Source organism: Micrococcus sp. GPGPB33 (assembly GCF_037853785.1).
GTDB lineage: Bacteria > Actinomycetota > Actinomycetes > Actinomycetales > Micrococcaceae > Micrococcus > Micrococcus luteus.
In genome coordinates, this window is sequence record NZ_JAQMWO010000002.1 from 2,111,347 (window position 1) to 2,135,842 (window position 24,496).

Here is a 24,496-nt window from a genome sequence, read left to right on the forward strand (position 1 = left end):
CGCCGTGACGCCGCCGCAGACCACCGTGGACGGTGCGGCCGCGAGCGCGGCCCGTCGTGTGGAGCTCCGTCCCGTGGGCGCGCAGGACCATCCGCTGCTGCACCGGTGGGTGACGTCCCCGCACGCCGTGTACTGGGAGATGACGGAGGCGGGCCTGGCCGACGTCGTGGCCGAGTACGAGGCGATCGCCGCGCACCCGCACCACCACGCGCACGTGGGGCTCGTGGACGGGACCGCGACCTTCCTGGTGGAGGTCTACGACCCGGCCCACTCGGAGCTGGCCGGACGGTATGCGGGCGCGCCCGGCGACATCGGCCTGCACGTGCTCGTCGCCCCGACGGACACCCCGGTGCCCGGGACCACGGACCTGGTGATGGCCGCGGTGGTGCGCTGGTGCCTGGCCCAGCCGGGGGCGCGGCGCGTCGTCGTCGAGCCGGACGAGCGCAACGCCGCCATCCGGGCGAAGAACCTGGCCGCCGGGTTCACGGAGCTCGGTCCCGTGGCGCTGGGATCCAAGACGGCGATGCTCTCGATCGCCACGCCCGAGTCCTTCACTGCCAGCCGGATCGGCGTCCTCGCCGCCGGGCTGGACCTCACCCTCCCCGAGCCCCCGCTCCTCCTCACCCCCGACAGGCAGGTGTCCGCATGACCCCCGTCCCCCCGTCCTCCCCGTCCCGCCTGGACGCGCTGACGGCGCCGACCGCCCGGCACGCCCACCGGCTGCTCGTCGCCAAGGCGATCCGCGAGTTCACCCATGAGCGGCTCCTGACGCCGGTGCGCGGCGAGCGGGTCGACGACGCCGGCCGCCACGCCTACACGCTCACCCTGGGCGGGGTGCGGTGGACGTTCACCGCGCGTGCCCTCCCGCTCGAGCACCTCGGCGTGGATCCGGACTCGGTGTGCCGTGCCGGGGATCCGGACGCGGTGGCCGTCGACCGCTTCGTCCTCGACGCGGCCGAGGTGCTCGGGCTGGCCGGCGAGGCGCTGGACGTCTATCTCGAGGAGCTCGCCTCCACCTTCGCCGCCCGGTGCCACACCCTGGCCGGCGAGCGCCCGTCCGCCGCCGACCTGGTGGACGCGGACTACACGGCGGTGGAGGCCGCCATGAGCGAGGGACACCCGGGCTTCGTGGCCACCAACGGCCGCATCGGCTGGGGGGCCACGGAGTACGCGATGTTCGCCCCCGAGGGCGGGCGGGCGCTGCACCCGGTGTGGCTCGCGTTCCCCTCCGAGCTCGGGGGACGGTGGACCTGGCCCAAGACCGCGAGCGCGGGCGCCGCCGTGCCGGCGCCGCCCCCGCCGATCACCGAGGCGGTGGCGGGCCTGTGGGCGGAGCGGGCGGCGGCGCTCGACGTCGATCCGGAGGCGTACACGCTGATCCCGGTGCACCCGTGGCAGTGGGAGCACCGGATCCAGGTGGCGTTCGCCCCCGACCTCGCCGCGGGGCGGCTGGTGCACGTGGGCGAAGACCCGGACGCGTTCACGGCCATGCAGGCGGTGCGCACCCTGTTCAACGCGAGCGACCCGCACGCCCCGCAGCTGAAGACGGCGTTGTCCGTGCAGAACATGGGGTTCGTGCGCGGCCTCTCCCCCGCGTACATGTCCGTCACCCCGGCGATCAACGCGGTGGTGGCCGACCTCGTGGACTCCGACCCCCTGCTCGCGAGGTGGGGCTTCGGGGTGCTGCGGGAGTACGCCTCGGCCGGGTACACCGGGGACGCCTTCCATGCCGTGGGCTCGAAGGGCCCTCGCACGAAGATGCTCGCCGCCCTGTGGCGGGAGAGTCCGCTGCCGCGCCTGGCGGAGGGCGAGCGGGTCATGACCATGGCGGCGCTGCTGCACCGGGACGGCGGGGGCCGCTCCGTGGCGGGGGCGCTCGTGGAGCGCTCGGGGCTGACGGCGGCGCAGTGGCTGCACGGGGTGGTGACGGCCTACGTGACCCCGCTGGTGCATCTGGCCGCCGCCTACTCGACCGTGTTCATGCCCCACGGGGAGAACATCGTGCTCCGCCTGCGGGAGGGACGGGTCACCGGCGCCTTCCTCAAGGACATCGGGGAGGAGGTGGTGGTCGGCGCGGACGGCGTCCCGCTCACGGAGCAGACCCGGCGCATCCGCATCGACCTCACCGACGAGGACCTCTCCCTCTCCTTCTTCACGGACATGCTGGACGGCGTGCTGCGCCATCTGGCCGACGTGATGGACGCGGACGCCCTGCTGCCGGCGGAGGAGTTCTACGCCGTGGTGGGGCGGGTCCTCGCCGAGTACACGGCCCTGGGGCTCGCGGATGTGGAGCGCCTCGGCCTGGACGCGGAGGACTTCGCGCACTCGTGCCTGAACCGGTTGCAGCTGCGGAACGCCACGCAGATGGTGGACCTGACGGACCCGTCGGGCTCGCTGCTCTACGCCGGTCGCCTGGCCAACCCGGTGGCCGCGCCGCTGCGCCGCGCGCTGGCGGAGCTCCGGCAGGACGCCGCGGCATGAGCGCGGACGCGTGGACCGGGACGGCGACGGGTGACGTGGCGGGCCGTTGCCACCGGGACGCGCACGGCGTGCCGACGCTCGTGGCCGCGTCCCTGCCCGAGCTGGCCTACCTCCAGGGGTGGCACGTGGCGACGGAGCGGGCCTGGCAGGTCGACTGCGAGCACCGCCGGGTCACCGGCATGGGCGCCGAGGTGTTCGGCCCGCCGGCGGTGGCGAACGACGTCGCCGCCCGGCAGATGGACCTGGACGGCGCGGCCCGCCGGGCGTTCGACGCCCTCGACGACGCGGAGGACCGGGCCTGGTTCACCCGGTTCGCCGACGGCGTGAACGCGGGGCTGGACGCCGGGGCCCGGCGCGCGCCCGAGTTCGCCGCCCACGGGGTGAAGCCGCTGCCGTTCGACCCGCACACGGCGCTCGCCCTGCACCTGGGCTACAACGTCTGGCTGACCAACGCGCCGGCCGCCCTGTTCCGCACCCTGCTGGCCGAGCGCTTCCCCGCGCTCGCCGCGGCGCTGATCTCGCCGCGCCCCGACGCGGACGGCTCGAACGCCTGGGCGGTGCGCGTCGGCGCCGAGGGCGCTCCGCTCGTGGCCGCCGACCCGCACCGGCTGCTCGAGCTGCCCGGCGTCTACCAGCAGGTGCGCCTCGTGGTGGAGGCCGAGCGTCCCCGGGACCGCGTCGACGTCGTCGGCCTGGCCTTCCCCGGTGTGCCGGGCGTCCCGCATGTGGGGCAGTCCGAGCACGTCGCGTGGGTGACGACCTCGGCGATGGTGTCCTCGCTCGAGATGGTCCTCGAGGACGCCCCCGAGGGGCCGGAGGTCCTCGACGCCCGGACCGAGCGGGTGCACGTGCGCGGCGGCGACCCCGTGGACGTGCGGGTGGCCCACACCCCGCGCGGGCGGCTCGTGGACGTGCCCGGCGCCGGACCGGTGAGCATGCGGTTCCCCGCCTGGGACCGCGCCGACACCGGCCTGCCGAGCGCGCGCCGGCTGCTCACGGCCGCGAGCGCCGCGGAGGCCTGCGCGGTGCTGGACGGGCACGTCGAGCCGGTCAATCGCGTGATCGTCGCGGACCGGCGGACGGTGCTCACCCGGCACGCCGGGGCCGTGCGGCGCCGGGATCGACGCTCGGCCTGGGGTGCGGCGCGGGCCTCCGCGCTGGGCCGGGGCTCCGCCGACGGGTCCCTCGATCAGCGCTGGGTGCGCTGGCCCGCGCCGGCCGCGGCGGACGACGTCGTGGTGGCGGCCAACGAGCCCCACCCGGACACCGCCTGCCTCACCGTGGACGCGTGCGCGCCGTGGCGGTCCCGCCGCATCCGGGAGGCCCTCGAGGCGCTGGCACCGCAGGAGCGGACCGTGGACGCGATGGCCGCCCTGCAGACGGACACCCGGACCCCGGGCGCGCCGCGGGCCTGGCTCGCCGACGCCGTCGACGCGCTCGTCGCGGACGGCGTGCTGGCCGCGGAGTCCGTCCCGGCGTGGGCCGGCGACGCCGCCGCCGGATCGGCCGCGGCCCGCTGGTGGCTCCTCGTGGAGCACGAGGTGGCCGCCGCCCTGATCGCGCACCTGCCGCCCGCCTCGCGGGCCCTGCTCGGCGGCCCGTGGGCACCGTGGGGCGACGCCGCCGCATGGGTCGGCGCGGCGCTCGCCGAGCGCGGGCCGGAGCCGCTGCGCGCGGCCCTGGGGATCACAGCGTCGACGAGGGACCTCGTGCGGGCCGCCGTCGCCGCCGTCGACGACGCCGCCGAGCCGCCGGGCCCCGACGGCGCGGCCCGGACCTGGGGCGAGGCGCATGCCCTGACCCCGTTCCTGTTCACGCACGAGCATCCCGGCGGGCCGGACGTGCCGGGGCTCGCCGACGTGCTCGACACGATCGGGTCCGTCCGGGTGGGCGGCACCGCGGACGCGGTCTGCGCCACCTCGCACGCCCCCGGCCTGGCCGTCGGCACCCACCGCGGGCCGGTGGCCCGGGTCGTGTTCGACCTCGGCGACCGCACCCGCAGCCGGTGGGTCGTCCCGTTCGGCGCCTCCGGTCTCGGAGGCGGGCACGTGACGGATCAGCTGGACGCGTGGGCCGCCGGCCGCCTGCTGCCCGTGCCGTCCCGTCCCGTCCCCCCGTCCGCCGGCAGCGGCGTCGCACCCGCCCGCTCCGTCCCCGGCGGGGCCCCTCCGGGACGCATCGTGGCCGAGGTCGGCGTCGGGGCGTTGGGCCTGACCATGACGCGCGTCCGCCCGGCCCTGGACGCCCCGCTGATCCACGCACTCGTCACGGAGCCGCGGGCGGAGTTCTACGGGATGCGCGGGCACAGCGTGCAGGACGTCGAGGAGGTCTACGACTTCCTCGAGTTCCAGCCCACCCACGCGAACCACCTCGTGTGGCACGGCGGGACCCTCGTGGCCCTCGTGCAGACCTACGACCCTCGCGCGGAGGAGGTCGGCGGCGCCTACGAGGTGCGGGACGGGGACCTCGGATTCCATTTCATCACCGCCCCCGGCGGCCTGCAGGGGCGCGCCCGCGCCACGGCCTACCGGAGCATTGTGGACTGGTTGGGCGCACGCCCCGGCACGCGTCGGCTCGTGATCGAGCCGGACGTCCGCAACACGCGGGCCGTGAAGACCGCCCGGGCTCTGGGCTTCACGGTGGACCGGGAGGTCGAGCTGCCGGGCAAGCGGGCGGCGCTGTGCTTCCGCGCCGTGCACTGACCCTGCCCCGCACACGGCGACGGCGCGCACCCGCCTCGGTGCGCGCCGTCGTCGTGCCGGTCAGGGGCGGTGGCTCACTTGTGCTCGGCCACGCCCGTCTGGCCCTCCCGGACCAGGGCGGTCATGCGGGAGACCGTGCGGAAGTACTTCTTCATGTAGCCGCCGTGCATCATCTCCTGCGTGAACAGGGCGTCGAAGGGCACACCGGAGGCGAGGACGGGCACGTCCTTGTCGTACAGGCGATCCGCGAACACCACGAAGCGCAGGGCCGTGGCCTGCTCCGTGATGGTGTGCACGTCGTGGAGGGCGAGCACGTCCACGTCCTTGACGAGCTCGCGGTAGCGGGAGGGATGCACGCGGGAGAGCATCGCGGTGAGGTCCGCGAAGTCGTCCACGGCGAGCACACCCGCGTCGGGGAAGTTCTCCTGGGCGGTGGCCTCGACGGCGGCGTCGTCCAGCGGCGACGGGGCGGCGGAGAGGCCGCGGTGGCGGTAGTCCTCGCCGTCCACGCGGATGACCTCGAACTGGTCGGCCAGGACCTGGATCTCGCGCTTGAAGTCCTGCGCCGCGAAGCGCCCCTCGCCGAGCGAGCCCGGCAGGGTGTTGGAGGTCGCCACCAGGCGCACGCCGGCGTCGGCCAGCTCGCGCATGAGGCGGGACATCAGCACGGTGTCCCCCGGGTCGTCGAGCTCGAACTCGTCGATGCACACGAGGGTGTACTCCTTGAGCTCGTCCACCGCCTTGCGGAAGGACAGGGCGCCCACGAGGTTGGTGTACTCCACGAACGTGCCGAACGCCTTGGGCCCGGGGGCCGCGTGCCACGTCGAGGCCAGCAGGTGGGTCTTGCCGACGCCGAAACCGCCGTCGAGGTAGATGCCGGCCGGCCCTGCCGCCCGCTTCTTCCCGCCGAACAGGCCGCCGAGGAACCCGCCGCCCGAACCGCCCCGGCCGAGGTCTGCCGCGAACCGGCGCAGCCGCTCCACGGCCTGTGCCTGCGAGGGGTGCGCGGGGTCCGGGATGTAGGTGTCGAAGGACACCGTGCCGAAGCGGTACGACGGGTGGAAGCCGGACAACAGCTGGTCCGGGGTGACCTGCGGCGAACGGTCGGCGAGGTGGACGATCTGAGCCACGGGACACTCCCAGGGTCGACGACGGGGATTCCGGGCCATGCTATCGGGCCGCGGACCCGACCCATGTGACCTCGCGTGTCCCGGACTGAGGGGCCCCTACCCTCTTACGTGACACCGACGTGCCGTAATCTGGCGCGCAGGGCACGGACACGGAACCCGCCGTCGTCGTGCCGCCCGCCCCGGGCCCGTGCGGGCCCGCCCCGACGCGAAGGAAGGCAGTGCCATGACCGATACCGCCGCGAAGTTCTCCGAGTACGCCCACCCCGAGAAGCTGGTGTCCACGCAGTGGGTCGCCGACCATGTCGGCGACGAGGACGTCGTGGTCCTCGAGTCCAACGAGGACGCTCTCCTCTACTCCACCGGCCACATCCCCGGCGCCCAACGCGTCGACTGGCACACCGAGCTCAACGACCCCGTCACCCGCGACTTCGTCGGCCCCGAGGCCTTCGCCGAGTTCGCCGCCTCCAAGGGGATCTCCCGGGACACCACCGTGGTGTTCTACGGCGACAAGTCCAACTGGTGGGCCGCCTACGCCCTGTGGGTGTTCACCCTCTACGGCCATGAGGACCTGCGCCTGATGGACGGCGGCCGTGACAAGTGGATCGCGGAGGGACGCGAGACCACCCGCGAGGTCCCGACCGTGGCCCGCGCCGAGTACCCGGTGATCGAGCGCGACGACCACACAGATCGTGCCGCCCGCGAGGACGTCCTGCAGGCCATCGGGACCACCCCGCTGATCGACGTCCGCTCCCGTCCCGAGTACACGGGCGAGACCACGCACATGGCCGGCTACCCGCAGGAGGGCACCCTGCGCGGCGGCCACATCCCCACGGCGGCGTCCGTGCCGTGGGCGTCCGCGGCCAACGAGGACGGCACCTTCAAGTCCCGCGCCGAGCTGGAGCAGGTCTACCGCACCGACGCCGGGCTGCGGGAGGGTGACGACGTGATCGCCTACTGCCGCATCGGCGAGCGCTCCTCCCACACCTGGTTCGTGCTCAAGTACCTGCTCGGCCACGAGGACGTCCGCAACTACGACGGCTCCTGGACCGAGTGGGGCAACGCCGTGCGCCTGCCGATCGCCGTCGGCGAAGAGCCGGGCGAGGCCCCCGCGCGCTGAGCCCCCGGCACGGCGTGGATCACTAGACTGGGACACCATGACCGAGAACCACGCCGTGCCCGCCGCCCTGGCCGAGATCATCGACGACTTCGCCGGGGTGCCCGATCCCGAGAAGCTCGAGCTGCTGCTGGAGTTCTCGGACGAGCTGCCGGCGCTGCCGGAGCGCTACGACGGCCACGAGGCCGAGATGGAGCAGGTCGTGGAGTGTCAGACCCCGCTGTTCCTGGCCGTCGAACTCGAGGGTGAGCCCGGCCCGCAGGCCCCGGTCCGCCTCTTCATCACCGCTCCCCCGGAGGCGCCCACCACGCGCGGCTTCGCCTCCGTGCTCACCCAGGGCCTGGACGGGCTGAGCGCCCTCGAGGTCGTGGACGTGCCCGAAGACATCCCCACCCGCCTCGGCCTGGCCAAGGCCCTCACCCCCTGCGCCTGCGCGGCATGTCCGCCATGCTCGGCCGCATCAAGCGCAACGTCCGCGAGCAGGCCGGGATCGCCTGAGTCCGCCGTGGGCCAGCGCAAGAAGGATCGCGGCGCCCGGCACGGGGCGGCCACGCCGGCCGTCGCCGCCCTCGAGGCCGCCGGGGTCCCGTACCGGCTGCACACCTTCGACGTGGCCCTCGACGCCGGCGGCGAGCGGTTCGGCGTCCAGGTCGCCCGGGCGCTCAGCGTGCCCGCCGACCGACTGTTCAAGACGCTGATGGTGGCGGACCCCGACGGCGCGCTCGCCGCGTGCGTGGTGCCCGTGTCCGGTCAGCTGGACCTGCGGGCCGCCGCCGCGGTGCTGGGCGTCAAGCGACTCGCCCTGGCCGATCTGGCCGTCGTCGAACGCCGGACCGGCTACGTGCGGGGCGGCGTCTCGCCCCTGGGCCAGCGCCGGCCCCACCCCGTCGTCCTGGACTCCTCCGCCCTCGACGCGGAGCTCATGTACGTCTCCGGCGGGCAACGCGGCCTGGATGTGGAGATCGCGCCCGCCGACCTCGTGCAGGTGACGGGCGCCGTCGTCGCGGAGATCGCGGCGGGCTGACGGGCCGGTCCTGCGGCGGACCGGTCAGGCGTCGTCGCGCGCCTGACGGCGCACCACGGCCATGCGCTGGCCGACGGTGACCAGGGACGCGGCGGCGAGCAGCCCCAAGGTGACGGCCAGGACGACCGGGGGCAGACCGAGGCCGGTGAGGCCGGCGACCACGAGGGTGGCCACGAGCCGTTCCGCTCGCTCGGCGATGCCCACGTGCGCGTCCCAGCCGAGGGCCTCCGCCTTGGCACGCACGTAGGAGACGAGCATGCCTAGGGCGAGGCAGGCCCCGGAGAGCGCGCCGACCGCGGGTGCGGCGCCGACGCCGAAGCCCCACAGGCACAGCCCGAGGAACACGGCCGCGTCCTGCACGCGGTCCAGGGTGGAGTCGAGGAACGCGCCCCAGCGGCCGGTGGACCCGGCCTCGCGCGCCATGATCCCGTCCACCAGGTCCGAGAACACGAACGCGGTGATGAAGAGCGTGCCCCAGAACAGGTGCCCCAGGGGGAAGAGCACGAGCGCGCCCAGGCTCACGCCGAGTGTGCCGACGACCGTCACGGTGTCCGGACTGACCCCGGCCCGCAGGAGCGTACGGGCCACCGGGGTGAACAGGCGGGTGGTGACGCCGCGCGCGTGACGGTCCAGCATCAGGCGGAGTCTCCGGCCCCCGGGCGAGGATGCTCGGCCGCGGCACGGGCGTTGGCCGCCTGGCGCGCGGCGTGGTCCCGGGCGGCCCGGTCCCAGACGTCCGCGAGGATCTGCCGGGTCTCCCCCAGGGTCTGCGACATGTTCTTGGTCCGGGCGATGATCGGCAGGAAGTTGCCGTCGCCGGTCCACCGCGGCACCACGTGCTGGTGCAGATGGGCCGCGATCCCGGCGCCGGCCACCGCCCCCTGGTTCATGCCGAGGTTGTAGCCGGACGCGCCGGCGGCCTGGCCGAGGGCGAGCATCGCCGTCTGGGTCAGCTCCGCCATCTCGGCGGCCTCCTCCGTGGTGGTGTCCGTGTACAGGGGCACGTGGCGGTAGGGGCAGACGAGCAGGTGACCGGGGTTGTACGGGTACAGGTTCAGCACCACGTAGGCGGTGCGGCCGCGGTGGACGATGAGGGAGTGCTCGTCGTCGCGCTGCGGGGCCGCACAGAACGGGCAGGTGTGCTCGTCCTTGACCTGGCCCGTCCCCTTGGACACGTACGCCATGCGGTGGGCGTTCCAGAACCGCTCGAAGGCGTCCGGGGCGCCGGGCAGCTCGAAGCCGTCCGTGGCGGCGGCGTCCGCCGACGCGCGGGCCTGCGCCCGCGCGTCGGATCCGCCGGTGCCGGGGCTGGTCATGGGGTGACCTCGCGCTCGCGCACCGCCTTCACGATGCGTTCGATCGCCTCCTCCACCGGCACGCCGTTGTCCTGGGTGCCGTCGCGGAAGCGGAAGGACACGGCGTTCGCCTCCCTGTCCTCGCCGCCGGCGATCAGCACGAACGGCGCCTTCTCCTTGGCCGCGGTGCGGATCTTCTTCGGGAAGCGGTCCGAGGAGTCGTCCAGGCGCGCCCGGATCCCCTCGGCACGCAGCTTCGCGACGACGTCGTCCAGGTAGTCGTTGAATGCCTCGGCCACCGGGATGGCCACGACCTGCTCCGGGGCAAGCCAGGCCGGGAACGCGCCGGCGTAGTGCTCGGTGAGGACGCCCAGGAAGCGCTCGATGGAGCCGAAGAGGGCGCGGTGGATCATCACGGGGCGCTGACGGGTGCCGTCGGCGGCCTGGTACTCGAGGTCGAAGCGCTCGGGCAGGTTGAAGTCCAGCTGGATGGTGGACATCTGCCACGTACGGCCGATGGCGTCCCGGGCCTGGACCGAGATCTTCGGGCCGTAGAACGCGGCGCCGCCCGGATCCGGGACGAGCTGCAGACCGGAGGCCTCCGCGACCTCGGCGAGGGTGCGGGTGGCCTCCTCCCAGATCTCGTCGGAGCCGACGAACTTCTCCGGGTCCTTCGTGGAGAGCTCGAGGTAGAAGTCGTTGAGGCCGTAGTCCTTGAGCAGGTCGAGGACGAAGTTGAGCGTGGTGGTCAGCTCCTCCTTCATCTGCTCGCGGGTGCAGTAGATGTGGGCGTCGTCCTGGGTCATGCCGCGCACGCGCGTGAGCCCGTGGACCACGCCGGACTTCTCGTACCGGTACACGGAGCCGAACTCGAACAGCCGCAGCGGCAGCTCACGGTAGGACCGGCCGCGGGAGCGGTAGATCAGGTTGTGCATGGGGCAGTTCATCGGCTTGAGGTAGTAGTTCTGCCCCTGGCGCGTGATCTCGCCGGTCTCGGGATCACGGACCTCGTCGATGTGCATGGGCGGGAACATGCCGTCCGCGTACCAGTCGAGGTGGCCGGACACCTCGTAGAGGTGCTGCTTGGTGATGTGCGGGGTGTAGACGAACTCGTAGCCGGCCTCGGTGTGGCGCCGACGGGAGTAGTCCTCCATCTCCTTGCGGATGATGCCGCCGCGCGGGTGGAACACGGGCAGGCCGGAGCCGAGCTCGTCCGGGAAGGAGAAGAGATCCAGCTCGGCGCCGAGCTTGCGGTGGTCGCGGCGCTCGGCCTCGGCGAGGCGCTCCTGGTAGGCCTTGAGGTCGTCCTTGCTGGCCCAGGCGGTGCCGTAGATGCGCTGCAGCTGCTTGTTCTTCTCGTTGCCGAGCCAGTAGGCGGCGGCGGAGCGGGTGAGCGCGAAGCCGTTGCCGATGAGCTTGGTGGAGGGCAGGTGCGGGCCGCGGCAGAGGTCGCACCACACGGCGTCGCCGGTCTTGCGGTCCACGTTGTCGTAGATGGTGATCTCCCCGGCCCCGACCTCCACGGAGGCGCCCTCGCCGGCGGTGTCCGCGGCGTCCTTCTTGCCGAGCAGCTCGAGCTTGTAGGGCTCGTTCGCCATCTCGGCGCGGGCGGTCTCCTCGTCCACGACGCGGCGGCGGAAGGTCTGGCCGGACTTCACGATCTTCTGCATGAGCGAGGAGATCTGCTTGAGGTCCTCGGGGGTGAAGGGCTCGTCGACGTCGAAGTCGAAGTAGAAGCCGTCCGTGATGTACGGGCCGATGCCGAGCTTGGCGCCCGGGCGCAGCTGCTGCACGGCCTGGGCCATCACGTGGGCGGTGGAGTGCCGCAGCACCTCGAGTCCCTCGGGCTCCGTGATGTCCACCGATTCGACGGACGCGCCGGCGGGGATCTCGCGGGCCAGGTCCCAGAGCAGGCCGTCCACCCGCATCACGGCGGTGGTCGGCTTCTCGCGGAAGAGGTCGAGGCCGGTGGTGCCGTGCGTCACCTCCCGCAGCTCTCCGTCCACGGTCAGCAGGATGTTCTTCGGCTCCGACACGGTGCTCCTTCGAGGTCTGGCTTCGGGATCGGTGGCGTACGGGGGCCACCGTCGGCCGCGTCCCATTCTAGGGGCGCGGCCGGACGGCGGGGCACGGAGGCGAGCGGTCTCATCTGTCCGGGGTGGGCAGCAGCTCCCACGTCTCCGGGTGGGGCACCGGGATCGGGGTGTGCTCCGGCGCGGGCCGATCGGGTGCCGTGCGGCCGGGGCGGGCCCCGCCGGCCGGTCCGACGTCGGTACGCACCTTCACGGGCCAGCCGCCCGTGCCGTGGTGCGGGATGTCCGGCAGGGGCTGCGCCCCGGTGCCCGCCCGGCCGCTGCGGCGCGCGGCGGCGGCTCGGCGGTCCGCCGCGAGCCAGTCCCGCCACTGCTGCCGGGTGGCGTCCAGGTAGTCGGGGTCCGGGAGCGTCTCGGGCCGGTGCAGGTCCCAGGCGCGCACGGCCTGGACGGACACGGCCCGGTCGCCGGTGCGCCGGACGGTGCCCTCGATCAGCAGGAGGCGGGCGGAGAAGAGCATCTCCCCGGAGGCGTGCTGGGCCTCGGTGAAGAAGGAGGCGTCCACGCATCCGGTGCCGTCGTCCACGGAGAGGAACACCACCCGCTTGCCGCTGCGCATGGGCGGGGTCTGGGTGGCCACGCGCACCCCGGCCACGAGCACCCGGGACTGCGTGCGCAGCCCGAGCAGGTCCTTCGCCCGGGTGACGCCGAGCGCGTCCAGGTACGGGGCGTGGGAGTCCATGAGGTGGGCGGTGACGTCCAGGGCGGTGAGCTCCAGCTCGGTGCGGACCCGGGCGGCCGGGGCCGGGTCCGGGAAGAGCGGGGCGAGGGCGGTGAGCTCGGTGTCCGGCAGGTCCAGGGCCAGCTGGCCCTCCACCTGCCGTGGACGGGCGGACCGCGAGCGCGGGGCGGTGCGGCCGGGGGCGGTGCCGCGGGTGGTGGAGTGCTGGAGTTCGAGGTGGTGGACGAGGTCGGTGCGGGAGGCGCCGCCGGGTGGGAGGAGGCAGTCGAGGGCGCCGAGCTGGGCGAGGCGTTCGAGGTTGCGGGCGGTGGGGCGGGCGCGGTCGCGGACGTCGGCGAGGGAGCGGTAGGGGCGGCCGGCGTCGAGGCGGTCGGTCTCGGCTTCGCTGAGTCCGGAGAGGCTGGTGAGGGGCAGGCGGATGCCCCAGCGGCCGGGGGCGCCGTCGTCGACCTCGGGGTGGGCGGGGACCCACTCGACGTGGACGTGGCGCGAGGAGGCGTTGACGTCCACGGGCAGGACGGGGATGCCCATGCGGCGGGCCTCGGCGACCATGAGGCGGGCGGGGTACATGCCGGGGTCGTGTTCGAGGATGGCGGCCATGAAGGCGGCGGGGTGGTGGGTCTTGAGCCAGGCGGAGTGGTAGGTGGGGACGGCGAAGGCGGCGCCGTGGGCCTTGCAGAAGCCGAAGGAGCCGAAGGCGGAGAGGGTGGCCCAGACCTCGTCGATGACGTCGAGGGAGTAGCCGCGGGCGAGGGCGCCGGTGCGGAAGGCCTCTTCGACGAGGTGTTCCTGCGGGCCGCCGAGGAGGCGGCGGTGCTCGTCGGCGCGGGCCAGTCCGCAGCCGGTCATGACGTCCATGGTGCGCAGGACCTGTTCGTGGAAGACGGTGACCCCGTGGGTCTCGGCGAGGACGGGCCGCAGGTCGGGGTGCGGGTAGTGGGCGGGTGCCCAGCCGTGCCGCTGTTCGAGGAAGGGCCGGACCATGTCGGACTGCATGGGGCCGGGGCGGAAGAGGGAGATGTCCACGGTGAGGTCGTTGAACTCGCGGGGGGCGAGTTTGCCGACGAGTTCGCGCTGGCCCGGGGACTCGATCTGGAAGCAGCCGAGGGTGTGGGTGGTGCGGATCATCGCGTAGGTGGCGTCGTCGTCGAGGGGCACCTGTTCGAGGTCGATGCGCTCGCCCGTGGTGCGTTCGACCTCGGCGATCGTGTAGGCGATGGCGGACTGCATGCGCACGCCGAGGATGTCGAGCTTGAGGAAGCCCATGGGGTCCATGTCGTGCTTGTCGAACTGGCTCATGGGCAGGCCCATGCCGGAGGGTTGGACGGGGGTGCGGTGCAGCAGGGTGGCGTCGCCGAGGATGACGCCGCAGGGGTGCATGGAGATGTGGCGGGGCAGGCGGTCGAGGCGTTCGGTGAGGTCGACGAGCAGGTCCAGCTGGCGGTCGCCCTCGGCGCGGCCGGACTCGATGCGGCGGGAGAGGCCGCCGAGTTCGGGCATGCGCTGGAGGGCTTCGCGGAAGTTCGAGGCGGAGAAGCGCCAGAGCTGCTTGGCGATGGCGTCCACCTCGGGTTCGGGCATGCCGAGGGCGAGGCCGGCGTCGCGGACGGCGCCGCGGGCCCGGTAGGCGTTCTGCATGCTCATGAGGGTGGTGCGCTCGGCGCCGAAGCGTTCGACGACGGCGTGGTAGATCTCGTGGCGGCGGGCGGACTCCACGTCGATGTCGATGTCCGGGAGGGTGGAGCGGTCGGTGGAGAGGAAGCGCTCCATGATCAGGCCGTTGGCCATGGGGTCGACATGGGAGATGCGCAGGGCGTGGTTGACGAGGGAGGAGGCGCCGGAGCCGCGGGCGGCCACGCGGATGCCCATGCCCTCGATGAGGTCGACGACGGCGGCCACGGTGAGGAAGTAGGAGGAGAAGCCGAGTCGGGTGATGATGCCGAGCTCGTGCTCGGCGCGGTCCTGCAGGTCCCGGGCCGCCTGGCTGGTGCCGGGGAGGCCTCCCCCGGTGTGGAGGTGGGGGTAGCGGGCGAGGAGGCCGGTGCGGGTGCGCTCGCGCAGCACGTGCTCCGGGGGCCGTCGATGCCGATGACGGCGGCCTCCGGGACGCGGGGCACGCCCCAGCCGAGGTCGGTCTCGGGGTCGAGTGCGCAGGCCTCGGCGAGGCGGCGGGTGGCCTCGAGCAGGGGGGCGGGGCGGTCGTCGGCGGCGAAGGCGATCTCGTGGGCGATGCGGTGCATGGCGGCGGTGGACTTGAGCCAGCCCTGCCCGTTGGGCTGCAGGTCGTGGAGGGCGTCGAGGGAGCTGAGGGCACGGACGGCGTCGAGGACGTCCGCGGTGGCGGCACCGTCCGGGGCCGCGTAGCGCACGGCGTTGGTCAGGACGGCGGGGATGCGGGCCTGGCGGGCGGCGCGGAGGGTCTTCACGGCGTGCCCGGTGTCGAGGCGTCGGCCGGGGGCGGAGAGGTGGGTGACGACATCGGCGTGGGGGCTGCCTGCGGGCAGGGCCGCCTTCCAGCGGCGCAGGGCGGTGAGGCCGGCCGCGTACCGGCGGCGGGCCAGGTGGCGGCCGACGTCCGAGTCCGGGCCGAGGAGGACGAACAGCTCGGGGGTGGGCGGGTTGTCCCGGTTGGCGGCGGTGGGGACACGGCCGGCCGCCGCGGCGGCGAGCTCGGCGACGCTGGCCCACGGGCTGCCGCCCGCCGCTCCCCCGGTGGTGCGGGCGTGGGCGGCGGAGACGAGCTCGCACAGGGAGCGGTAGCCGGAGCCATGACAGCCTCCTCGGGCGAGCACGACCACGCGGCCGGCGTCCTCGTCCTCGCTCCACCGGACGGCCAGGTCCACGCCCACGATCGGGGTGATGCCGTGGCGCAGGCAGGCACCCACGTGTTTGGCCATGCCGTAGAGCCCGTCCCGGTCGGTGCAGGCCAGCAGGTCCATGTCCGCGGCCGCGGCGGCGGCCACGAGGTCCTCGGGCCAGCTGACCCCGTAGTGGGCGCTGAACGCGGAGGCGACGTGCAGGTGGGCGAAGGGTGCGGCGGTGCGTCCGGCCGCGGCGGCCCGGCTCATGCCGACCGCCTCAGGTCCTGGGCGTGCTCGTGGACGCGCACGAGCCGCCACCGGCCGGAGTCCAGGTGGTGGGCGACGTCGAGGGTCTGCAGGGGCGCGGCGCCGGCCCGGGCCAGGCGGACCTGCAACCGCCACATCTCGTGGTCGACGAGACCGGCGCCGCGGCCCTTCTCCGCGCGGACCTCCTCCGCCCACCAGCGGCGCCGCTCGAACCAGCGCACGGGGCGCTCTGCGAGGACGTAGTCCCGCCCGTTCCAGCGCAGCCCCTGCGGGGTGCCGTCTGCCCCGCACTCCACCGCCACCGACTGTGTGAGGACTCCCATTCTGCTTCTCTCCCTGTGCACTGCTGACCGGACCGACGACGGGGTGCCGTCGGGCGATGGGAGCGCGGCCCGTCCGGCGGACCGGACGCGGGGAAGAAGTGGGAAGGTGGGGCCGCACACCCGATCGTACTCGAACATGTGTTCGAATGCGATGGGTGCGAACGTAGGGCGCCCGCCGGACACGTTAAGGACGCATCGCCCCAGACGGGCGAGGCCGGGAACGCCCTTTTCGTGAGGCCGGCTGGCCGAGTCCTGGCCGTAGGCCTCAAACCCGACCTTGGGGCGCACACGCACGAGAAAATCGTCTCTTGGGCCGGAAGAAGTGCGCCGGCACGGTCCTGTGGACAATGCGAGCAGGACCACAATCCGTCTGCGTATACTCCGAACCAACCGGGCCTCGCATGCCACGGGCACCGCGTTGCGGGATCAGCGCGGGAGGCGCGGACACACGACGGACGTCCAGTTGGAGGGGAAATGTCTCTCACCGCACCCGGGCGCGCCCTGCGCCGCCACCGATTCGCCCAGGCCGGCACGCTCAGCGTGGCCTTGGCGCTCGCACTGACCGCCTGTGGCGGGCAGTCCGAGCCCGCCGAGTCGTCGACGACGTCACCCTCGTCCGCCAAGCCCGCCGTCGAGACGTCCGCGCCCGCGAGCACGAGTGAGACCGCAGGCGTCAGCTCATCCCCCACGGCCACGGAGAGCGGGTCCGGCGAATACGTGCCCGCGTCTGCCGACGGCCCCGCGCGGAACGTGCCCAAGCCGGAGATGCCCGCCGCCATGAAGGAAGAGACCAAGGAGGGCGCCGAGGCGGCAATTCGCTATTTCTGGGAGGCCATTTACTACACTGACCAGACCGGAGAAACCGCTGATTTTGATTCGACATACAGCGAATACTGCGAGCTTTGCCAAGCCGTATCCGACTCAACTGCCCAGCACTACAAAGAAGGTGGCTGGTCGACGGGAGAGCACACCTCGATCAAATCGTTGACTCTCACCCCGTCAGAGTTTGGCTACACCGCTACTCTTGTTCGTGACGCATCCGCTGTAGAGGTCTTCGACTCACAGGGCGTTAGAGACGACTCTGCCAGTGGGGTGGAAACTCACGACGAGACCTGGCTGGCCGACGTAGTCTACGAACCCTCCAAGGGCCACTGGGTGATCGATGAGATGCAAAATCACCAGGATGCTCAATAATGCCTTCCATCTCGCGTATTTTGATTGCGATAGTAACTGCTTGCATTGCCCTAACGCTGATTCAAGCGCCATCGGCACACGCACAGCGCGCGAAGCCCTGCACCGATGTTCCCATTAGTGGCAAGCGAGAAGACGTCGAATTTAGGATTCGAACGCAGTGCAAGAAACAGTCGCGAACACAGCCCCCTCAGCCGGCCTCCGAACCGGTATCCGAAGTTGCCGCTCCAGGAGCCAGAGAAAAGCCGGCAATCGAGCAGCGCACTGTAGACGCCTGTTTTCCGAATCAAGAGAATAATTCCGATTTTGGGACGTGTCGCGAACAGACCGAGGCCTTTTGCCCAGAAGGGGCATGGGTACGTGAGCAGTTCGTCGACACAACTCGCCCAGATAGGGATCCCTATTACAGCCGGCCGGAATGCGTTACTGCGGGTTCGCCAGCCCCAGCAGCAGACGGCGCCCCGCCCGTGTCCATCGACGAGGTCCGCACGCTCCTCGTGCTGGAGCCTGAGATCCGGTCGGACAACGGCGGACGCGGGATCCGCAATGCGGAGACCAACTTCTACGCAGACGCCGAAACACGCACGCTCGTCACCACCCTCAACGGGGTCGAGGTCGAACTCCGCGCCACGCCGGTGAGCTTCCACTGGGATTACGGGGACGGGTCCCCCACCAAGACCACCTCGGTCGCAGGCCAGAGCCAGCCGGAGTTCAACGTCCCCACCCCCACGAGCCACGTGTACGAGGACACCGGGCAGTACACGGTCCGCCTCACCACCGTGTACATCGGCGAATACCGGGAGGCCGGGGGCGAGTGGGTGCTCATCCCAGGCACCATCAGCCTCGACTCGGCCCCCGTCACCGCGAACATCTGGCGCACCATCACCCGCAATGTCGCCGATGACTGCAGCGTCGACTCCTCAGCCTGGGGCTGCACCGGCCCCATCGAATCCGCTCCGGCCGGCTGAGCACAGACCGCGGGGCGGCCGACGGTCTCCCGTCCACCGCCCCGCGGCCCACTCATCGGCCGGGTGTGTCAGACCCGGCGCACCCGCCCCCGGGCCGTGAGCACGAGTCCCGCACCGAGGGCCGCGAGCGCTCCGAGCGCACCCGCCGGAACTTCACGCCCGGTCTCGACCGTGTCCGGGGTCGTGTGGGTCTCCTCCCCGCCCGTTCCCTCCCCCGGTTCCTCCCCGGCCACGGGAGCCGGAGTGTCGACGGGCTCCTGCTCGGCGGGCGGCACCGGGTCCGCCTCGCCGGGAGACGGGGCGTCCTCCCCCGCCGGCACGTTCAGGGCCCAAGGCTTCTGCCCGTCCGCGAGCAACTCGACGAGCGCGAAGACGTCGGACCGCGCCGCGTCCTGGGTGATGATGACGTCCTCACTCTTGGTCATCCCGTCCAGCGACCAGTCGAGGACGAGGCGGTCGTCGGTCGGGTATGTCGCGTCGGCGAGGTAGTGAAACCCGGTGAAGGAGTCCACCGTGGTGTCGCGCCAGAGGGCACCCCAGCGCGGACCCCACGAGAGTTCCGCGACCGCCGCGTCGTCGCCCAGGCCTTCGGACCGGAACGGCAGCAGCACGCCCGACTCGGCGTGCTCCAGCGTGAAGAACCACTCGGGGTTGTCCCCGAACACGGGGTCGGCCAGGCTGTGCTCCCCCCACGCGTAGACGAGCCCGGCAGAGGGGCCTCTGTTGCCCTCCGGAGTGCCGGCGGCCTCATCGTAGAGGGCGGCGGCCACCGGGGTGCCGTCCACGGACAGGGCGAACAGGAGATGGCCGTCTCCGGCCTCGCCGTGGCACCCCTCCGAAAGATGCGGCGCTCATACCGGCCCGGTGACACCCACGCTACGCAGAGCCCATTCTCAGGGGGAGTTCAGAACGGTCTCGGATCCGTCTCGATCCGATCACGATGCCGCGGCACCGCGTTCCCGCGCCTCACGGGCAGGTCATCCCCGTCGCCCCGTCCTTCAGAGCAGCGTTCCCTGATGCTCTCTCATCTCCTGGATCAGCTCCGGCCCGTTGTTCCGCACGTTCCCCACGGCGCCCCCCACGGGCCGCAGCGACCAGCCCGCCGCGACGTCGTACGCGCCGGCGCACACCTCGCCCACGAGGGCGTCGGCTTCTTCTGCGGACCCGAGCGTGTCCGGGGCGAGCCACCGGTCCATCGCCTCGGCGTCCATGGGCACGGGCATCCGGTCGTGCAGCTGGCCGAGTGCGGCGAGCACCGGATCGTCGTCGTCCGCGTCGGGCGCGGCCATGGTGAGGATCGTCGTCGAGAGGACCCAGGCGTCCTCCCCCGCGGCCTTGGCCTCGGGGTCCTGCCACCACTCGTACAGGCCGGCGAACCAGATGACCGGCCCCTCGCCGTCCCCGGCCCCGGCCGGGTGCACGTAGTAGGGCTGCTTCTTCGCGGCCCGCCCGTCGGGACCCTTGGCGCCAGGCTCCGGCGTCTTCCACTCGTAGTAGCCCTCCACCGGCACGGCGCAGCGTCGAGCGCGGACGGCGGCCCGGAACGTCGGCTTGGAGGCCACGGTCTCCGAGCGCGCGTTGAACGCACGGGACCCCACGGACAGCTCCTTCGCCCACGGCGGCACCAGGCCCCAGCGTGCCACGTGGATCCGCCGGGTCACTCCGGCGCCGACGTCGTCCGCATGCGCCACGAGGATCGGCACCTCGGCTGTCGGCGCCACGTTCCAGCTCTGGCGCAGCACCAGCTCCTCATTCGTCTCGGCATCGCCCAGGGCCACCAGGTCGCTCGTGGCGCGGGCCATCACGTAGCGGCCGCACACGTCAGCGGTCCCTCCCGTCCCGGCCACGATCGACATACATCCACGCGATGCCGAGGGCGAAGCCCATCATCGCGCAGCCGAGCACAGTGCCCCAGGGACTCTCGGTGCCCAGTCCGAACACCACTCCCAGGCCGACGCCGATCAGCAGCCCCACCAGCGGGATGCGCCACTGAGCGAGCGTGCCGGCACCGGCCGGAGCCCCGGCTGGAGCCTCCGGAGCCTCGTACGCCTCGTCCTCGTCTCTGCCATGTCCTGCCACGGTTCGCCCCTCCGTTCACATCGGTGTTGCGGGTCAGGTTGCAGTCTCCCCCGGCCGCCATGGTGACGCCATACACCAGGCCCCCCGGCTGCTCACCGATGCGTCGCACAGGGTCCTGTGATGGGATGGGCAGAACGAGCCCGCCCGCCGCGCCGCCTCACGCATGCGCGGCCTCGGGCAGATCCCCACCACCAGGAGGAACAACGTGTCCCAGAAGGTCCGCGGCGTCGTCGCCATGGCGAAGGACGCCCCCGTCACCATCGAGACCATCGTCATCCCCGATCCGGGACCCGGCGAGGCCGTCGTCGACATCAAGACCTGCGGCGTCTGCCACACGGATCTGCACTACCAGCAGGGCGGGATCGGCGACGAGTACCCGTACCTGCTCGGCCACGAGGCCACGGGTGTGGTCTCCGCGATCGGCGAGGGCGTCGACCACGTCCAGGTCGGCGACACCGTGATCCTCAACTGGCGCGCCGTGTGCGGCGAGTGCCGCGCGTGCCGCAAGGGCGAGCCGAAGTACTGCTTCAACACCCACAACGCGACCCAGAAGATGACCCTGGAGGACGGCACGGAGTTGTCCCCGGCCCTGGGCATCGGGGCGTTCGCGGACAAGACGCTCGTCCACGCCAAGCAGTGCACCAAGGTCGACGGCGTCGACACTCCCGAGGAACAGGCCGCGGTCGGCCTGCTCGGATGCGGGATCATGGCCGGCATCGGCGCGGCCATCAACACCGGCGAGGTCAAGCTCGGCGAGTCCGTGGCCGTGATCGGCTGCGGCGGCGTCGGCGTGGCCGCGATCGCCGGGGCGAAGCTCGCCGGCGCCACCACGATCATCGCGGTGGACATCGACGCCAAGAAGCTCGCGAAGGCCGAGGAGCTCGGCGCCACCCACACCGTGAACTCGAAGGACGAGGACCCCGTGGAGGCCATCCGCGCGGCGACCGGCGGCTTCGGCGCCGACGTGGTCATCGAGGCGGTCGGCCGCCCGGAGACCTACGAGCAGGCGTTCTACGCCCGGGACCTGGCCGGCCGCGTCGTCCTGGTGGGCGTGCCCACCCCCGGCATGGAGCTGAAGCTGCCCCTGCTGGAGGTCTTCGGCCGCGGCGGCGCGCTGAAGTCCTCGTGGTACGGCGACTGCCTGCCGGAGCGCGACTTCCCGATGCTCGTGGACCAGTACCGCCTGGGCCGCCTGCCGCTGGACGAGTTCGTCACGGAGACCATCGCCCTGGACGAGGTGAACGAGGCCTTCGAGACGATGAAGTCCGGCGAGGTCCTGCGCTCGGTGGTGGTGCTCTGATGGCGCGCATCGATCACCTGGTCACCTCCGGCACGTTCTCCCTGGACGGGGAGACGTTCGACGTGGACAACAACGTGTGGATCGTCGGCGGCGCGGAGCAGTGCGTCGTCATCGACCCGGCCCATGATGCCTCGGCCGTCTGGAAGAAGGTGAACGGCCGCCAGGTGCTGGCCATCGTCCTCACCCACGGCCACGACGACCACATCCGCCAGGTCCAGGAGTTCCGCCAGATGGTGGACGCCCCCGCGCTGCTCCACCCCGCCGACCGCATGCTCTGGGACGACGTCTTCCCCGACGAGGAGCCCGATGGCGCGCTCGCCGAGGGCGACGTCCTGCGCGTGGCCGGCGTCGAGCTGCGGGTGCTGCACACCCCCGGCCACTCCCCCGGCTCGGTCTGCCTGTACGCCCCCGCCCTGGGCGAGGCCGGCGACGACGGCGCCCCGACCGGCGTCGTGTTCTCCGGCGACACCCTGTTCCAGGGCGGGCCCGGCGCCACCGGCCGCTCGTACTCGGACTTCGACACGATCATCGAGTCCATCCGCGAGCGCCTGCTCTCGCTGCCGGAGGCCACCGTGGTCCACACCGGCCACGGCGACTCCACCACGATCGGCACGGAGAAGCCGCACCTGCAGGAGTGGATCGACCGCGGCCACTGAGGACGCGCCGAGGTGGGGAAGAATGGTCCCCCGTGACCATCCTCCCCGCCTCGCCCCCTCCCTCCGTGATCCTGCTCGGCGGCGCGTCGGGCTCCGGCAAGTCCTACCTGGCCCGGCGGCACGGCCGGCCCCACCTCTCGCTCGATGCGTTCTACCGTCCGCAGTCCGACGACGGCGCCGCGGGCGGGCCCGGCCCCGTGTTCCCGCGCACCCCCTACGGCGAGATCGACTGGGACCACCCCGGAACATGGGATGAGCAGGCGGCCGTGGACGCGGTCGTCGAACTGCTCGAGGAGGGCGCCACGCGTGTGCCCGACTACGACATCTCCACGTCCTCCGTCCGCGGGCACAGCACCGTCGCGCTCGAGCCGGGCGGGGTGATCGTGGCGGAGGGCATCTTCGCCGAGCGCATGCCCGCCGCCCTGGACCGGGCCGGGGTCGGCTACGCGGCCTGGTACATCGACCAGGCGCGGACCACGACGGCGGCCCGCCGGTTCGTGCGCGACGTCGCCGAACGCCGCAAGCCGCTGCCGTTCCTCGTGCAGCGGGGCTGGTCCCTGTACCGGACGGACGCGGCGCGCCGGGCGGCGGCCGTGGCGGCCGGCTTCACCCCGCGACGCAAGCGGGAGATCATCGCGGATCTCACGGCCTGACGGCCCGCCCGCAGTCTGGCCGCCCGTGCCCTCAGCCGGAGGTGCCCGCAGCGAGGACGGCGAGCTGCTCGTCTACCACCTCGAGCCCGGCGGCGGCCGCCCACGCCGTGTACTCCTCCCGCAGGGCCGCGGCGAACGCGGGGACGCTCACCCCGGGGCGCACGTCCTCGGCCGCGCCCGCCGTGCGGGGGTCCATGTCCAGACCGAGCTCCCGGTAGACGTCGACGAGCACGGCCCGCAGCGGAGCGGGGTCGGACACCACCACGTGGGTGGAGAACAGGAACGCCCCCTTCACCACGCGCTGCGCGGAGCCGGCCAGCTTCACCGGGTATGTCGGCGCAGGGCCCTGCACGGAGAACTCGCCCGGGCAGTACTCCCCCGGGATCTCGCCCACGGAGGCGGGCACGTCCACGCGCGCGAACGCCCGCACGAACAGGTCGGCGAACTCGGCGAACCGGGCCTGCTGCGTGAGTGCCGCGTCCTCCTGCTGGCTCAGGTGGTCCACCACCAGGCAGCCGTGGTGGTAGGCCGCCGCCCGTCCGCCGGCCCGGCGCACCACCGGCTCGAAGCCGTGGGCGCGGGCCGCCGCGGCCGCGGCCGCGAAGCCGGGCAGCCGGGCGTCGCGCTGGCCGAACGGGACCGTCGGTTCGGGCACGTAGACGCGGATCAGGTCCTCGAGGGCCCTTCCCTCGGCCGCGGCGGCGCGGAAGACGGCCAGCTCGTCCATGGCCCAGTCGAGGTCTTCAGCGGCCCCGAGGGTCCGCTCCTGCACGGCCCAGCGCAGCCGGGGAGCTGCGCTCACAGGCCGCCCTCGGCCGGCCAGGAGCGCAGGGTGAGGGTCTGCTCGGCGTGGGCGAAGGGGCCGTCGTCGTCGTGGAGGACGGTGCTGGTCAGGCCCACGCCGTCCGGGCCCACCGTGACCTGCCCCGCGAGGCCGAGCCAGTGGCCGGTGGGCTCGCGGTACAGGTGGATCTGCAGGTCCACGTTGGGGAAGAACCACCCGCCCGGTTTCGCCGGCAGGGCCGGGGCGATCCCGTTGGCCGCGTCGGTGAGGCTGATCAGGCGCACCAGGTCGCTCGTGCTCTCCCCCGCCACCATCTCGCGGTCCGTGGTGAGCCACACCCGGCCGTGGCCCGGCCCGTGGCCGGGCAGGACGACGCCGTCGAGGGAGGCGATGTACCCGCCTCCCCATCCGTGGAGCGCGTTGTGCGACTGCGCCTGCGAGCGCGGCGGGAGGGGCTCGTCCGGCAGCTGAGCGACGGCGGAGGTGTCCGAGGTGGACAGCAGCCAGGCGCGCAGGGTCAGCACGGTGCGGCCCCGGGCGTGGAGCACGGACTCGACAAGCTCGATGGTGCGGCCCGGACGCAGGGTGCGCGTGACCACCTCGAGCTCGCCCGACCAGAGCGTGCCCAGGATGTCGTAGGAGAGCCGTCCCACCCGCAGCCCGGGAGTGGTCTCGTGCGCAGCCACCTCGTGCAGCAGCAGGCCCGAGACGGCGGCCATGTGCATCTCCTCTTCCCGCCATGCGCCCTGGGCGTGCACGGTGGAGCGCACGCGGGAGGTGCGGACGCCGTCGGCGTCCACGGTGGGCTCGCCGAGGCGGACGTAGAAGGCCAGGGGATCGCCGGCGACGGAGGTCGCGGGGGTGGAGGTGATGTCGGTCATGGGCCGAAGTCTGCCAGAACGACGACGACGGCCGGTGACGTCCCCGCGGGATGTCACCGGCCGTCGTCGTGC

Annotated in this window: 20 protein-coding genes and 2 pseudogenes; 11 read left to right on the forward strand and 11 right to left on the reverse strand. The window is 72.8% G+C overall.

What is annotated here, in order from left to right:
* The first annotated feature begins 4 nt into the window (after positions 1-4).
* Genes POD19_RS10015 through POD19_RS10025 form a run of 3 tightly spaced genes read left to right on the forward strand, consistent with a single transcriptional unit; the run spans position 5 to position 5,183 of the window.
* On the forward strand, positions 5-649 hold the full coding sequence (locus tag POD19_RS10015) for a GNAT family N-acetyltransferase (protein ID WP_227717895.1): 645 nt from the start codon (positions 5-7) through the stop codon (positions 647-649).
* Positions 646-2,481 (forward strand): IucA/IucC family protein, encoded by a 1,836-nt coding sequence (locus POD19_RS10020; protein WP_144818456.1) that lies wholly within the window; start codon positions 646-648, stop codon positions 2,479-2,481. Before POD19_RS10015 ends, POD19_RS10020 begins: the two co-directional genes overlap by 4 nt.
* A complete protein-coding gene (locus POD19_RS10025) occupies positions 2,478-5,183 on the forward strand; it encodes a GNAT family N-acetyltransferase (protein WP_144818454.1) in 2,706 nt (901 codons plus the stop codon). Before POD19_RS10020 ends, POD19_RS10025 begins: the two co-directional genes overlap by 4 nt.
* Before the next feature lie 74 nt (positions 5,184-5,257).
* On the opposite strand, the gene zapE is transcribed toward POD19_RS10025, so the two are convergent.
* Positions 5,258-6,313: a cell division protein ZapE gene (gene zapE, locus POD19_RS10030; RefSeq protein ID WP_080981737.1), complete on the reverse strand. Its 1,056-nt coding sequence runs from the start codon at positions 6,311-6,313 to the stop codon at positions 5,258-5,260.
* A 223-nt stretch (positions 6,314-6,536) separates the two neighbouring features.
* Here zapE and POD19_RS10035 point away from each other — a divergent pair, with 223 nt between their 5' ends.
* The 3 genes and pseudogenes from POD19_RS10035 to POD19_RS10045 all read left to right on the forward strand — a co-directional run bounded on the left by POD19_RS10035 (position 6,537) and on the right by POD19_RS10045 (position 8,451).
* Positions 6,537-7,430 carry a sulfurtransferase gene (locus tag POD19_RS10035; protein ID WP_144818452.1) on the forward strand — a complete coding sequence of 298 codons (894 nt, stop codon included), beginning with the start codon at positions 6,537-6,539 and terminating at the stop codon, positions 7,428-7,430.
* 37 nt (positions 7,431-7,467) lie between these two features.
* Positions 7,468-7,925, forward strand: a pseudogene (locus POD19_RS10040) (SufE family protein).
* 7 nt (positions 7,926-7,932) lie between these two features.
* A complete protein-coding gene (locus POD19_RS10045) occupies positions 7,933-8,451 on the forward strand; it encodes an aminoacyl-tRNA deacylase (RefSeq protein WP_010078782.1) in 519 nt (172 codons plus the stop codon).
* 24 nt (positions 8,452-8,475) lie between these two features.
* On the opposite strand, the gene pgsA is transcribed toward POD19_RS10045, so the two are convergent.
* From pgsA to POD19_RS10070, 5 genes and pseudogenes are all read right to left on the reverse strand, one after another.
* The gene (gene pgsA, locus POD19_RS10050) at positions 8,476-9,087 is read right to left on the reverse strand and encodes a phosphatidylinositol phosphate synthase (RefSeq protein WP_070708840.1); all 612 of its coding nucleotides are present in this window, start codon (positions 9,085-9,087) and stop codon (positions 8,476-8,478) included.
* Complete coding sequence (locus tag POD19_RS10055) at positions 9,087-9,767, reverse strand: HIT family protein (protein ID WP_095346702.1); 681 nt, start codon at positions 9,765-9,767, stop codon at positions 9,087-9,089. Before POD19_RS10055 ends, pgsA begins: the two co-directional genes overlap by 1 nt.
* A complete protein-coding gene (thrS, locus tag POD19_RS10060) occupies positions 9,764-11,782 on the reverse strand; it encodes a threonine--tRNA ligase (RefSeq protein ID WP_135019394.1) in 2,019 nt (672 codons plus the stop codon). The genes POD19_RS10055 and thrS overlap by 4 nt, the downstream gene beginning before the upstream one ends.
* Positions 11,783-11,891: 109 nt before the next feature.
* Positions 11,892-15,589 (reverse strand): annotated as a pseudogene (locus POD19_RS10065) (DNA polymerase III subunit alpha).
* Entirely contained in the window at positions 15,586-15,912 is a 327-nt protein-coding gene (locus POD19_RS10070; protein ID WP_036338972.1) for a DUF6504 family protein, read from the reverse strand. The pseudogene POD19_RS10065 and the gene POD19_RS10070 overlap by 4 nt, the downstream one beginning before the upstream one ends.
* Positions 15,913-16,386: 474 nt before the next feature.
* Between POD19_RS10070 and POD19_RS10075 the strand changes: the two genes are divergently transcribed.
* Positions 16,387-17,106: a DUF6318 family protein gene (locus POD19_RS10075; RefSeq protein WP_095353990.1), complete on the forward strand. Its 720-nt coding sequence runs from the start codon at positions 16,387-16,389 to the stop codon at positions 17,104-17,106.
* A gap of 464 nt (positions 17,107-17,570) precedes the next feature.
* Entirely contained in the window at positions 17,571-18,071 is a 501-nt protein-coding gene (locus tag POD19_RS10080; protein ID WP_230260529.1) for a PKD domain-containing protein, read from the forward strand.
* 68 nt (positions 18,072-18,139) lie between these two features.
* Here the strand turns inward: POD19_RS10080 and POD19_RS10085 are convergent, their stop codons facing one another.
* The 3 genes from POD19_RS10085 to POD19_RS10095 form a co-directional block, all read right to left on the reverse strand.
* Complete coding sequence (locus POD19_RS10085) at positions 18,140-18,856, reverse strand: hypothetical protein (protein ID WP_260849645.1); 717 nt, start codon at positions 18,854-18,856, stop codon at positions 18,140-18,142.
* Between the two features lie 213 nt (positions 18,857-19,069).
* Positions 19,070-19,891 (reverse strand): SOS response-associated peptidase, encoded by an 822-nt coding sequence (locus POD19_RS10090; protein ID WP_119217919.1) that lies wholly within the window; start codon positions 19,889-19,891, stop codon positions 19,070-19,072.
* A 1-nt stretch (position 19,892) separates the two neighbouring features.
* Positions 19,893-20,150 carry a hypothetical protein gene (locus tag POD19_RS10095; protein WP_119217323.1) on the reverse strand — a complete coding sequence of 86 codons (258 nt, stop codon included), beginning with the start codon at positions 20,148-20,150 and terminating at the stop codon, positions 19,893-19,895.
* Positions 20,151-20,355: 205 nt separating this feature from the next.
* Between POD19_RS10095 and POD19_RS10100 the strand changes: the two genes are divergently transcribed.
* From POD19_RS10100 to POD19_RS10110, 3 genes are read left to right on the forward strand one after another with little or no spacing between them, the layout of a single operon-like run.
* Positions 20,356-21,450, forward strand: coding sequence for an S-(hydroxymethyl)mycothiol dehydrogenase (locus tag POD19_RS10100; RefSeq protein WP_269295548.1), 1,095 nt, complete (start codon positions 20,356-20,358; stop codon positions 21,448-21,450).
* Positions 21,450-22,106: an MBL fold metallo-hydrolase gene (locus POD19_RS10105; protein WP_036338953.1), complete on the forward strand. Its 657-nt coding sequence runs from the start codon at positions 21,450-21,452 to the stop codon at positions 22,104-22,106. The genes POD19_RS10100 and POD19_RS10105 overlap by 1 nt, the downstream gene beginning before the upstream one ends.
* A gap of 32 nt (positions 22,107-22,138) precedes the next feature.
* Complete coding sequence (locus tag POD19_RS10110; protein WP_113914437.1) at positions 22,139-22,759, forward strand: uridine kinase family protein; 621 nt, start codon at positions 22,139-22,141, stop codon at positions 22,757-22,759.
* A 31-nt stretch (positions 22,760-22,790) separates the two neighbouring features.
* Here POD19_RS10110 and POD19_RS10115 read toward each other — a convergent pair whose 3' ends face one another.
* The gene (locus POD19_RS10115; RefSeq protein ID WP_144818444.1) at positions 22,791-23,561 is read right to left on the reverse strand and encodes a lipoate--protein ligase family protein; all 771 of its coding nucleotides are present in this window, start codon (positions 23,559-23,561) and stop codon (positions 22,791-22,793) included.
* Positions 23,558-24,424: a thioesterase family protein gene (locus POD19_RS10120; protein WP_036313183.1), complete on the reverse strand. Its 867-nt coding sequence runs from the start codon at positions 24,422-24,424 to the stop codon at positions 23,558-23,560. Before POD19_RS10120 ends, POD19_RS10115 begins: the two co-directional genes overlap by 4 nt.
* Between the last annotated feature and the right edge of the window lie 72 nt (positions 24,425-24,496).